Source organism: uncultured Nisaea sp. (assembly GCF_963974195.1).
Taxonomy (GTDB): domain Bacteria; phylum Pseudomonadota; class Alphaproteobacteria; order Thalassobaculales; family Thalassobaculaceae; genus Nisaea.
Map to the genome: position 1 here is coordinate 113,483 of NZ_CAXBDC010000001.1, position 11,748 is coordinate 125,230.

At 59.6% G+C, this 11,748-nt stretch carries 9 protein-coding genes; 6 read left to right on the top strand and 3 right to left on the bottom strand.

What is annotated here, in order from left to right; translation table 11 throughout:
- The first annotated feature begins 10 nt into the window (after positions 1-10).
- Positions 11-961, top strand: a complete 951-nt coding sequence (locus AAC126_RS00585) for a DmsC/YnfH family molybdoenzyme membrane anchor subunit (RefSeq protein ID WP_339848789.1) — start codon at positions 11-13, stop codon at positions 959-961.
- Here the strand turns inward: AAC126_RS00585 and AAC126_RS00590 are convergent.
- Positions 940-2,289, bottom strand: a complete 1,350-nt coding sequence (locus tag AAC126_RS00590) for an MFS transporter (protein WP_339848791.1) — start codon at positions 2,287-2,289, stop codon at positions 940-942. The two genes, AAC126_RS00585 and AAC126_RS00590, sit on opposite strands and share 22 nt — an antisense overlap.
- A gap of 220 nt (positions 2,290-2,509) precedes the next feature.
- Here AAC126_RS00590 and AAC126_RS00595 point away from each other — a divergent pair, with 220 nt between their 5' ends.
- On the top strand, positions 2,510-2,722 hold the full coding sequence (locus tag AAC126_RS00595) for a DUF2842 domain-containing protein (RefSeq protein ID WP_339848795.1): 213 nt from the start codon (positions 2,510-2,512) through the stop codon (positions 2,720-2,722).
- Between the two features lie 635 nt (positions 2,723-3,357).
- Positions 3,358-5,940 (top strand): DUF4347 domain-containing protein, encoded by a 2,583-nt coding sequence (locus tag AAC126_RS00600; RefSeq protein WP_339848798.1) that lies wholly within the window; start codon positions 3,358-3,360, stop codon positions 5,938-5,940.
- An 86-nt stretch (positions 5,941-6,026) separates the two neighbouring features.
- Here the strand turns inward: AAC126_RS00600 and AAC126_RS00605 are convergent, their stop codons facing one another.
- On the bottom strand, positions 6,027-7,244 hold the full coding sequence (locus tag AAC126_RS00605) for a response regulator (RefSeq protein ID WP_339848800.1): 1,218 nt from the start codon (positions 7,242-7,244) through the stop codon (positions 6,027-6,029).
- On the bottom strand, positions 7,241-8,959 hold the full coding sequence (locus AAC126_RS00610) for an ATP-binding protein (RefSeq protein WP_339848803.1): 1,719 nt from the start codon (positions 8,957-8,959) through the stop codon (positions 7,241-7,243). The genes AAC126_RS00605 and AAC126_RS00610 overlap by 4 nt, the downstream gene beginning before the upstream one ends.
- A 230-nt stretch (positions 8,960-9,189) precedes the next feature.
- On the opposite strand from AAC126_RS00610, the gene AAC126_RS00615 reads away from it, so the two are divergent.
- The 3 genes from AAC126_RS00615 to AAC126_RS00625 form a co-directional block, all read left to right on the top strand.
- Positions 9,190-10,194 (top strand): DctP family TRAP transporter solute-binding subunit, encoded by a 1,005-nt coding sequence (locus AAC126_RS00615; RefSeq protein WP_339848806.1) that lies wholly within the window; start codon positions 9,190-9,192, stop codon positions 10,192-10,194.
- Between the two features lie 96 nt (positions 10,195-10,290).
- On the top strand, positions 10,291-10,965 hold the full coding sequence (locus tag AAC126_RS00620) for a TRAP transporter small permease (protein WP_339848809.1): 675 nt from the start codon (positions 10,291-10,293) through the stop codon (positions 10,963-10,965).
- Between the two features lie 3 nt (positions 10,966-10,968).
- The coding region (locus tag AAC126_RS00625) for a TRAP transporter large permease subunit (RefSeq protein WP_339848812.1) at positions 10,969-11,748 on the top strand (780 nt) is incomplete at its 3' end.

Sequence of the window (11,748 nt, forward strand, 5' to 3'; positions counted from 1 at the left end):
GGCCCGCAAGATGCATCCCGCCCTTTCCGTTATCTTCTTCACCACCGCCTCCGGCGCCGGTTACGGCCTGCTGGTCTGGCTTGCGCTACATGCCGCCCTCACTGGCGATGCCAACCCTCTGATCGGCTGGATCGGCTTCCCGCTCGCCCTCGGCCTCATTACAGCCGGGCTGCTGAGCTCCACCTTCCATCTCGGACACCCGGAGCGGGCCTGGCGGGCGATGAGCCAGTGGCGCAGCTCCTGGCTCTCCCGCGAGGGTCTGCTCGCCATCCTGACCTATATCCCGGCAGGGCTGTTTGCCGCCGGATGGGTGCTGCTGGGCCGTAACGATGGTCCGTGGATACTGGCCGGAGCCGTTGCCGCCATACTGGCGCTGATCACGGTCTATTGCACGGCGATGATCTATCAGAGCCTGAAGACCATCCCGCGCTGGCATAACGGCTTCACCGTGCCGGGCTATCTCGCCATGGCGATGGCCACCGGTGGTCTCTGGATTCTGCCCATCCTCGCATTCTCCGGCGGAGAATTACTGCCGATCGCCTTGCCGACAGCAGGCTTCCTGCTGCTTTCAGGGGCCATCAAATGGCGTTACTGGGCCGTGACAGACAACGCGCCGCCGACCGCGACCTCCGGCACCGCGACCGGGCTCTCCAACCTCGGCACTGTGCGGCTCCTCGAAGGACCGACAACGTCGGAAACCTATGTGATGCGCGAGATGGGCTACAAGATTGGCCGGAAACACGCCATCAAGCTCCGCCGCCTTGCAGCCTTCTTCGGCCTGGTGATCCCGGTTGCCGTGCTGGCTGCGGTCCTCGCCATGCCCGGCTCCGGCACCATGGCGGGCGGCCTGGTTCTGATTGCGGCTATCTCCGGCAGCATTGGCGTTGTCGTGGAACGCTGGCTCTATTTCTCCGAAGCGAAACACGTCTCCATGCTGTATTACGGTGAAGAGTTCGCCTGAACCCACTCCTCGGCCTCGCCTTCCACCGCGGACTCGATGACTTCGTCGTAGGAAAAGTCCTTCGGCAGGTTCTCGTCCATGACGTTCGGCTCGACCTCCTCGATGAACTCGCCACGCGGGTCAAGTTCGGCGACGAGAGCCGAGGTGCGGGCATAGGCGACATATGGCCCCTGCTCTTCCATGGTCGGCGCCGGGCGGCGCAGCATCCGGTAGACCGCAAAGATGCCAACGGAAAAACCGATGAAGGCAGTGAACTGGAACAGGCCGCCGGGTCCAACACGATCCATGGCAAAGGCAGCAATGATCGGGCCGATGGTGGAGCCGAGGCTGGCCGCGATCAGAATGCCCGCCGCCGCCGGCACCAGATCCGACGCCTCCACATGGTCGTTCACATGGCTGATGGCCAACGGGTAAAGCGCGAAGTTCAGCCCACCAAACACCACCATCAGCCCGAGGAACATGAAGGTACCGCCATTGAACAGAAGCGCGATGGCAAGAGACACCCCGCCCACGGCAAAGAGCACAACCGCAATCACTGTCCGTCGGTCAAAGAAGTCGGAGAGCTTGCCGATCGGGTATTGCAACAACAATCCGCCAAACATGGTGACAGTCATCATCGTCGCGATTTCGGCAACAGAAAACCCGATCTGGTTGCCGAAGATCGGTCCCAGTCCCATGACAACCGCCCCGAGCACGCCACTGGCGAAACTGCAAATCATGCCAAGCGGCGAGACCTTGAAAAGTTCGGCCATGCTCAGACGGGACGGCGCCAGTTCACCCGCCGTCGCCCGGCTGGCCAGGGACAGCGGCACCAGGGCAAGCGAGAACAAAATGGACGCCACACTGTAGAGAATGAAACTGGTCGGTGGCGAAAGGTTCAGGATCTGCTGCCCTGCTGCCATGCCGAAATAGATCACCACGACATAGATGGAGAGCATGCCGCCGCGCCGTGTGTTCGAGACAGCTCCGTTCAGCCAGCTCTCGGCCACCATCAATGCACCGGCGATACAGATGCCGGTGGCGAAGCGGAGCACCGACCAGAAATAGGGATCGACGAAAATCGCATGAGCAATCGCGCAGGCCGAGATAATCGACGCGAAAGCCGCGAACGAACGGACATGCCCGACGTTCTCTATAATTCGCCCGCAAAAAGCCGCACCGACAAGCTGGCCGAAAAAGTACGCGGCGGTAACCAGCCCCGCGACCGTCGTATCAAACCCCTCCTGGCTCATGCGCAGGCCGATCAAACTGTGAAACAGCCCGTTCGCCGTCCACAAGAAAGCGACGGAAATCATCAGGGCGACGATGGGGTGGCCAAGCATGTTCATCGGAAAAGGTCCGTAACGGGTTCGGTGCGCGGGTCCGCTAAAGGGCAGGCCTTAGGGCCGGAGAGGCATCAGAGTCTCGCTTCGCACCGACGCGGGAGACGCAAACAGGATGATTAAGCAGACAGTCTCCACAATTTCACCCGACTGTCTCCGGTTGGCAATGGTTGACACTGTCCATGCCGCGCCATATCGATGCGTCTCACCGGAACGGAGCGTCTCAATGCGCTGGCGTACAGCCCTCGGCGGCATCATCATGATTGTCGGACTTCTTGCCTATATCATGGCAGTTGTCACCATCGCCAACCACGCACTGCCGCAGCATTGGCTGGCCGAGCTGATTTTCTATCCGGTTGCCGGCTTCCTATGGATATTCCCAGCGATCCGACTGATCGGCTGGACCAAGAAAGACAAAGAGCCGCCGCTGAATCTCTAAACCTCTACCTCCACCTCAGATTTCCTTGGCAAACAAATCCTTAATACACCACCATATTATATTCATAACTTTCTAAATAAATTCAGACAATTAACTGAAATTTCACCACCACAGCAGCAAAAACCACAAATTGCTCAAGCAACGATCATTGCATGAATGCGTCCATTAATTGAGGTATTCGAGAGAATTTAACAGCGGTCGAGTTTCGGCCTATTCCCCCGACATTAACGCACTAAAAACATTAATTAATTGAAACATATAATTTATTTAAAACTATAAATATTAAATAATTTTAAAGCCCATCACAACCATAAATAATATTTGTCATAAAATAACCATTGATTAATAGACGTTTTCAAACCACCATTCTTATAAGTATATTTACGACTCACCTCAGCACCCAAAAAAATCAAAAAGCTTAAAAATACACACATACTATCAATAAAAATCAGTAGACTATCGGTAACCATTTTTTCATAATTGTCTTATATCGTGCCCACAAACAGCCCATCGACGCACGTCGACAGCGGCATACCCTGGATTGATTTTGGAATTGATAACCGGCTCAGCCGGCCTCCCTCAATTGCTCCAAGCGCCCGGCGGCGCTTCGGCTGAACACAAAAGGATTTGGCAGAATGGCTAAAGCCAGCACTCTTTCCACGCGCTTCGTTCATGCTCAAAGCAAACAGGCAGACAGCATCGCCCCGGCCCTTCTGGTGATTGCCCCTGATGTAGCGGAATCCTCAATTCTTCTACGTGAGCTGCCGTCCCATGTCCGCGTGCTGCGCAACAGCCCTGGTACGATGCTGGAACGCATCCGGCGTGCTCTCTCCACTATCTGGATCGAGACGGGTCAGCGCACCTCCCTGCATCTGGTGGGCCACGGCGTCCCGGGTGCGATGTCGGTTGAAGACCTGCGCCTTGACGCTGAATCCATCGGCTCCGTTACCGATGCCCTGCACGATGCACCGCTTTCCTTCCTCGCGCTGTATGGCTGTCATACCGGCGCGGGCGATGCCGGTGCGAATCTCGTCTCCGGCCTCACCGCAGCGCTCGGCGTTCCCGTCTGCGCCAGCCGCGACCTTGTCGGACGCGCTCCCACCGGCATGACCCGCTGGGAGCTGAACGGCCTGCCCGCAGCCCTCTTGCCCTTTTCCGCAGCCGCCATCACGGCTTATCCGCATCACCTTGCAAGTGTGACCGGTACTGCCGGCAATGACCTGCTCGCCGCCGGCGATGGTTTGACTACGGGCAATGACGACGTCAGCGGCCTGGCCGGCAATGATACGATCAGCGCTCTCGACGGGGACGATCTGCTTTATGGTAATGACGGTAATGACACGCTCTATGCTGGCGGCGGTGCAGACACTCTCTATGGCGGAGACGGTAACGACTTTTCCTACGGAGAAACCGGTAACGACCTGATCTACGGCGGGGACGGCAATGACGCCATGTCAGGCGCTGATGGCGACGACACGCTTTATGGCGGCACCGGTAACGATACCACCATCGGCTCCTCCGGTAATGACCTCACCTATGGCGGGGACGGCAATGACTGGATGTGGGGCGGCAGGGGCAATGATGTCCTTTACGGTGAAAGCGGAACAGATACCATCTCCGGTGGTGATGGTAACGACACGCTCTATGGCGGTGCAGGCAACGACACGCTTTCCGGCTTCTCTGGTAGCGACATGCTGTTCGGTGGCGACGGCAATGACGTGCTGCGCGGCGGCAACCAGGACGACACCTATTTCGGCGGCGCTGGCAACGATACCTTCACCGGTACTGTAGCTAACCTCAATAGTGACACGATCTCCGATCTCGCCGCTGGTGACGTCATCGCGATCACCAGCACAGACCTCACTGCCCTGAACGGCACCACCCTTGGCAGCACGATTGATCTCGGCAGCGGAACCCTGAATATTGCCGGGACAAGCGCCATCGGAATGACCATCGGTGCAACCCTCAACGGCAGCACCACAGAGCTCACCTTTTCCGCGGCATCCTCCGGTAGCGGCTCCTCTGGCGGAAGCTCCTCCGGTTTGACGGTCACCAACCAGACCAGTGCGGACGTCTCCGGCACGGCGACCGGCCGCACCCTGGTGAACAATACCGGCAGCACCGCGACCGGCGATCTTGTCTCCAACACCGGCAACGGAAACGTGGTCACGGCAACCCTGCCGACCGGCGTCTCGCTGACCAATTCGGGAACTTCCGCCGCCCAGCCCGACAGCACAGCCGGAACGACCCTGACAAACGAGATCGTCAATACGGAGCAATCCTCGACCGATCAGGGCTTCCTGAACGGACATGGCTCGACCTTCATCGCCAAATCCACCGGCATGACGCTCGATATCCGGTCGATCTCCTTCTCCAGCACCGGCACGACGCCCGAGACTGTGCAGATCACCGGACAATCATCCAGTGGCTCCGAAGCCTTTGTCATCGACACGTCCGGCTTGCCGACAGGATCAACCGTCCAGCTCAATAACATCGAGTTCGCCGCCATCGTCGGCAACGCGACCGTGAACGGCGGCGCCGGGCAGAACTATGTGGTCGGCGACAGCGGCAGCCAGTTCATCTCCCTCGGAGACGAGGACGACACGCTGGCCGGTGGCGCGGGCAATGATTCCGTTGGCTCCGGCTGGGGCGAGGATATCGCCTACGGCAACCAGGGCGCCGACTATGTCTTCGGCGGTGGCGGCATGGATACGCTCTATGGCGGTCAGGACGGAGACACGGTCTTCGGCGGCAACGACAACGACTGGGTCTACGGCAACAAAGGCAACGACACCCTCTCCGGCGGCGAGAACGACGATGTTCTGTTCGGCGGTCAGAACGAGGACATCGTCTACGGCAATACCGGGAACGATACCCTCAACGGCAATCTCGGCAACGATACGCTCTATGGCGGTCAGGGCAACGACCTGATCTCCGGCGGTAGCGGGGCCGATCTGCTCGCTGGAAATCATGGCGACGACACGCTCGTCGGCGGAGACGGGGCCGATACCTTCGTCTTCGGGTTTGGCGGAGGAAATGAGACGGTGAACGACTATCAGGCTGGCACCGATAGTCTCTCCTTCTCCCCGGGACTAGAGGTTACATCCGGGACGGAGACGGCAGGCACCACCACCCTCCAGCTGACAGACGGCGGCACCGTCACCCTCGTCGGCGTCACCAAGACGACTCTCATGGAAGCGACAGGCTGGGTTCTGTAAGGGAAGTCAACGACAACACCTGAAGTGTAAAAAAAACCGCGGCCAGAACATCGGCCGCGGTTCTTGTTTTCAGGAAGTCCGTCCGTTCAGGTTATCCGAAAATCTTTCGCAGACAGCCCGAACCGTACCAGCCGGTCATAGAGCGTATTGCGGGGCAGTCCGAGCATTCGCGCAGCCTCGGCGGCCTTCCCGTTGGTGCGTTTCAAAGTCTCCGTCAGGACCATCTTCTCGAACGCCTCGACCTGTTCCGCCAGCGTTCCCTGACCGGCACCATCGCTCTGAACCCGCGCTCCCAGCGCGTAGGTCATTGCATAGCTTCGCAACTCCGGCAGACTTCCCGGCCATGGACGGGTCATGATGCCCGTCAGGGTGGCCGTTGAAACCTCCGGCATATCCGCATCGAGACTGCGGATTGCCAGCCGAAGAAAATTTTCGAAAATCTCCGGCAGATCGTCCCGCCGCTCGTCAAGTGACGGCACCCGGATTTCCACCACCGTCGCGCCTTCCGCCCCTGGCTCCAGATGCTCCAGTTCCGCAAGCGACGAGACGGATGAGGATATGACCCGCAGCTCCGGACACCGGCTCAGCAATGCGCGTAAATCCGCGATCTGCTCCGGTGTGGCGCATTCAACGCTTTTCAGCGACAGGTCCGCCGGTCCTTCAGGCGGTTGCAAACGGCGCACGGAATCAGCCGGTGCATGCAGCAGATTCAGCGTGAGAAACGCACGCGACTCTGGCGATAGCGCGTTGATGGCGAAGGCGGCTTCTTTCTTGCCCGTCCCTTTCGGGCCATGCAGGTGAACATGGCAATCGCTTGCCGCGACCCGGCGAAGAGCCTTGCGCAAAGTTGTCGAGACAGGCCCAGAGCCCGGAAAACTCCGGGCCGCCGCGTCACTGCGTTCAAGCGCGCGTTCGATCCGGCGGGATTTAAGCACCAGATCCCTATGCGCGATGGCCCGGCGCACCACATCGACAAGACGCTCCGTGCCAACCGGCTTTTCCAGATACTCGTAGGCCCCCTCCTTCATGGCCCGCATCGCGGTCGGCACATCGCTGTGCCCTGTCAGCAGGATCACCGGCAGTCCCGGATCAGCGCCCTGAGCGGCCGACAGCACGGAGAAGCCATCCTGGTACGGCATCCTGATATCGGACAGGACCACACCCGGAAAGTTCGCCCTGATCGTGCGTTTCGCCTGCACATAACCGCCAGCCGGAATCACTGTGAGATCGGCCAATTCCAGAGTTTGCGCGAGCGAATGGCGCAGAGCGTCATCATCCTCGATCAACAATACCTGTCCGGTCATTGCACTGCCCTGTCCGTCAGTGGAAGACGAATGGAGAAAACCGCTCCGCCATTCGGATCGTTGCGGCAGGAAAGCGTCCCGCCAAAGCTGCGAATGATCCCATAGGAAATCGAAAGCCCGAGGCCAAGGCCTTTCGAAGCTCCCAGTTCCTTGGTTGTGTAAAACGGCTCGAACACCCGGGACGGGTCGGGAATACCGGGCCCGCTATCGGTAATGTCCAGAACCGCGTGGCCCGCCCCCGTTGTCAGCGTCACGCCAATACGCTTGGGGTTCGATGCGGCCATCGCATCCTGCGCATTGGTCAGGATATTCATCACCACCTGTTGCAATCGCACCTCTCCGCCGACGACCAGCACCTGCCGCTCGGGCGGGGACCAGGATAGTGCGACCCCGTCCTTGTCGAGCGACGGCAATGTAAGCGTGATCGCGTACTTTACAGCGGCGACCAGATCCACGGGTTCGCCCCCCTCGCCTTCGTTCCGCGCGAAGGCACGCAGGTTCCGGATGATCTTGTCGATCCGCCGGACCTGCCCCGAGATCTGGGCAAGATTATCCGCGGCTTCCCCGGGCCTGCTGCGGTCAAGCAGCTTACGGCCGTTTTCCGACAGGTTCAGAATGGCGGCGAGCGGCTGGTTGAGCTCATGACTGATCCCAGCGGACATTTCACCAAGGGCCGTCAGTTTGGAAGCCTGGACAAGTTGGTCCTGAGCAATTTTCAGCTCCGATGTCCGGCGTTCAACCCTCTCCTCAAGACGCGTGTTCACCGCCGCTTCAATGGCCAGCCGGTCTGCCATGCGCCGTCGCCAGAGCGCGGCGATCAGAATGGCGAGCCCAAGTGCTCCAAGCAGCGTCGTGGTCAGCATGCCGCGCAGGATCGCGGCTGTCCGGGCAGGTGAGGTATCGATAAACCCGCGCGCCACCATATTCACCTGCGGAAGATCCTGCGTCACCACAAGCGCCCGCAATGGCAGGGCAAGCGCCTGTTTTGCAAATGTCCAGATCTCATGCCCGCCCGCACGGCCGGATGCATATTCCGGAAAAGTTTCAAAGCGCGGGTCCGCGCGTCCCGTTTTTTTGTCCTGATGCATCAGAAGGGACTGCCGGGTAGAGGCAAACACCGTTTCGGTCTCGTCGAAGAAACAGATCGCTTCAGGATCAACCCCCCACTCGAATTCAAGAGAGGCCACGTCGATGGTCACAAAGATCGCCCCTTTTGCCGGCGCTCCGCCATCAAGGACTCCCCGGCTCAACCGGATCATCCTGCGATCGCCATCAAGTGCGGCCTCCGAGCCGAGCCGGCCGTTCAGCGCTGCGCGCAGAAGAGAGGAGCCAACAGTCTGCTGTACGAAACCCGGCTCGGTGTCCGGAGCGGACGAGGTCACCACGCGCCCGTCCCTGTCCGTGACGGTGATCCTGTCGGCGCCATAGGTCAGAACCGCATCCACAAGGATGTCGCCGGTCCGCCCCCTGTCCGCTCCCGTGACGACGCTGCGGATGATTTCAGGATGTCTGGCGAGCAGATTGATCAGATAGGAATAGCCCGAAAGCTGCCCCATAAGCCGATCACTCGCCTGCTGCACCCGGATCAGGCCGTTTTCTTCCAGGCGATCGAGCGTCTCGTTATAGGCATAGCTATAGACCAGCCAGCCGGCGAGCATGGACGCGAAGGCGTAAAATGCACAGAGAGCAGCAGCTATCGCTTTGGTTCGGGACATCTCACCTGATCAAACTGCACGGTCCCGGCAAGGATATTCGAGCCCGTGATTTGCCACGATAATTTGCCCGAAAATTCGGACAAATCAAATTCGACCGAAATTTAGCAGATGTTAGGTGACTGACTTTAAAGAAAAAATAATTTTGACCAATTGACGATTGCCGAATTGAGGCAGAGGTTTTCATGTAACAGCCTATGCGGATTCAACCGCGTGTCTATTGGGAGGACACAATGAAGAAGTTTTTCGCCGCCGCTCTGGCGGCTGCCGCCCTTATTGCGCCTGGCGCCGCTTACGCCAATTGCGATGATGGCGAAGTTGTCATCAAGTTCAGCCACGTCACCAACTCCGACCGGCACCCGAAGGGCATCGCCGCTTCGCTGCTGGAAAAGCGCGTGAACGAAGAAATGAACGGCAAGGCCTGCATGCAGGTTTTCCCGAACTCGACCCTCTATAACGACAACAAGGTCCTGGAAGCCATGCTCCAGGGTGACGTGCAGCTCGCTGCTCCGTCGCTGTCGAAGTTCGAGAAGTTCACCAAGAAATTCCGTCTGTTCGACCTGCCGTTCATGTTCAAGAACGTGGCAGCCGTCGACGCATACCAGAATTCCGATGCCGGTCACGCCCTGCTCGACAGCATGCAGCGCCGTGGCCTGCAGGGTCTGGCCTACTGGCACAACGGCATGAAGCAGATGTCCGCCAGCAAGCCGCTGCTGCTGCCGTCCGACGCGCAGGGCCTGAAGTTCCGCGTGCAGTCTTCCGAAGTGCTGGTCGCCCAGATGGAAGCCATCGGCGGCACCCCGCAGAAGATGGCCTTCTCCGAAGTTTACGGCGCTCTCCAGCAGGGTGTTGTCGACGGTCAGGAAAACACCTGGTCGAACGTCTACGGCAAGAAGTTCTTTGAAGTTCAGGACGGCACCACCGAGACCAACCACGGCATCATCGATTACCTGCTGGTCACCTCCGTCGACTGGCTGGAAAGCCTGAAGCCGGACGTGCGTGACCAGTTCCTGAAGATCGTTGCCGAGGTCACCGAAGCCCGGAACCAGGAATCCACCGCCGTGAACGAGGCTGCCAAGCAGTCCGTGATCAAGGCTGGCGGGATCGTTCGCACCCTCACTCCGGAGCAGCGCGCTGCCTGGGTTGAAGTGATGAAGCCGGTTTGGGCCAAGTTCGAAAAAGACGTCGGCGCCGACAACATCGCCGCCGCACAAGCTGCGAACAGCCTGACCAACTAATTCCAACACACTAACTCCAAGGCAGCGGCTCGGACTTTTGCCTTGTCGCGCGGTGCGGACCTCCCTCCGCACCGCGCTTATTTTCTGGGGCTCGCAATGACGATAAAACCCCTTTCCGACCGGGTTGAGGAAACCGCGATAGCGGTAATCCTCGGGTCGATGACCGTGATCACCTTCTCCAATGTGATCGCACGCTATGTTTTTGATTCCGGCATCCTCTGGGCACTTGAAGTCACCGTCTTCCTGTTCGGCTGGCTCGTGCTGCTTGGCGCCGCCTACGCGGTCAAGGTCCGCGCCCATCTGGGCGTCGACGTTGTCACCGCAGGCCTGTCGAAGCCGATGCGCCGGATCATGGCGCTCCTCGCCTGTGCCGTCTGTGTTGTCTATGCCTTCCTGCTGCTGAAGGGCTCCTGGGATTACTGGGCAAATTTCGCGAACCTGCCGGCAACCGATGGCCGCTGGTTCCCGCTCGGCTTCGAGGACAGCTTCCGCGAAAAGGGCTGGTATGAGACCGAGGACACGCCGATGCCGGACATTCTCGGCTTCCGCCCGCTCGACTGGCTGCAGGACGTGTTCAACGAGGGTGAAACCTACGAAAAGGTTCCCCGCCTTGTGCCTTACGTCATTCTGCCATTTGCCATGGCGCTGCTGCTGTTCCGCTTTGTCATGGCCGGTATCGCCATCTGGCGCGACCGGATGGACGGGCTGATTGCCAGCCACGAAGTCGAGGACGCAGTCGATGATGCCGCCAAAAAACTGAAGGATCTCTGATCCATGGAAGTCGCCCTTCTCTTCCTCGCCATTATCGTGCTGCTGCTGATCGGGGTTCCCATCGCGGTCGCGCTTGGCCTGTCATCCGTTCTGTTCCTGCTGGCCTTCTCGGACTCCTCGCTGGCCTCCATTGCGCAGACCCTGTTCAGCGCCTTCGAGGGACATTACACCCTGCTGGCGATCCCGTTCTTCATCCTCGCCTCTTCCTTCATGTCGACGGGCGGGGTGGCAAAACGGATCATCCGGTTTTCCATCGCCTGCGTCGGGCACTTCCCCGGTGGTCTCGCCATTGCCGGTGTCTTTGCCTGCATGATGTTCGCCGCGCTCTCCGGCTCTTCGCCCGCGACCGTGGTCGCCATCGGCACCATCGTCATCGCCGGCATGCGCCAGGTTGGCTACACCAAGGAATTCGCGGCCGGTGTGATCTGCAACGCAGGTACGCTCGGCATCCTGATCCCGCCCTCCATCGTCATGGTGGTCTATGCCGCCGCCGTCGAAGTCTCGGTCGGCCGGATGTTCCTGGCCGGCGTGATTCCCGGACTTCTGGCCGGTCTGTCGCTCATGGCGGCGATCTACATCATGGCGAAATGGAAGAACCTGCCGAAAGGTGAATGGGCCGGGTGGGGCGAGATCTATGCCAGCGCCAAGGACGCGTCCTGGGGCCTGCTGCTGATCGTCATCATCATGGGCGGCATTTATGGCGGCGTCTTCACACCGACCGAAGCAGCCGCCGTCGCGGCCGTCTATGCCTGGATCATCGCCACCTTCGTCTATCGGGACATG

Coding starts and splice junctions, on each gene's coding strand:
- AAC126_RS00585 (WP_339848789.1), top strand. CDS start 11: ATGCATCCCGCCCTTTCCGTTATCTTCTTCACCACCGCCTCCGGCGCC.
- AAC126_RS00590 (WP_339848791.1), bottom strand. CDS start 2,289: ATGAACATGCTTGGCCACCCCATCGTCGCCCTGATGATTTCCGTCGCT.
- AAC126_RS00595 (WP_339848795.1), top strand. CDS start 2,510: ATGCGCTGGCGTACAGCCCTCGGCGGCATCATCATGATTGTCGGACTT.
- AAC126_RS00600 (WP_339848798.1), top strand. CDS start 3,358: ATGGCTAAAGCCAGCACTCTTTCCACGCGCTTCGTTCATGCTCAAAGC.
- AAC126_RS00605 (WP_339848800.1), bottom strand. CDS start 7,244: ATGACCGGACAGGTATTGTTGATCGAGGATGATGACGCTCTGCGCCAT.
- AAC126_RS00610 (WP_339848803.1), bottom strand. CDS start 8,959: ATGTCCCGAACCAAAGCGATAGCTGCTGCTCTCTGTGCATTTTACGCC.
- AAC126_RS00615 (WP_339848806.1), top strand. CDS start 9,190: ATGAAGAAGTTTTTCGCCGCCGCTCTGGCGGCTGCCGCCCTTATTGCG.
- AAC126_RS00620 (WP_339848809.1), top strand. CDS start 10,291: ATGACGATAAAACCCCTTTCCGACCGGGTTGAGGAAACCGCGATAGCG.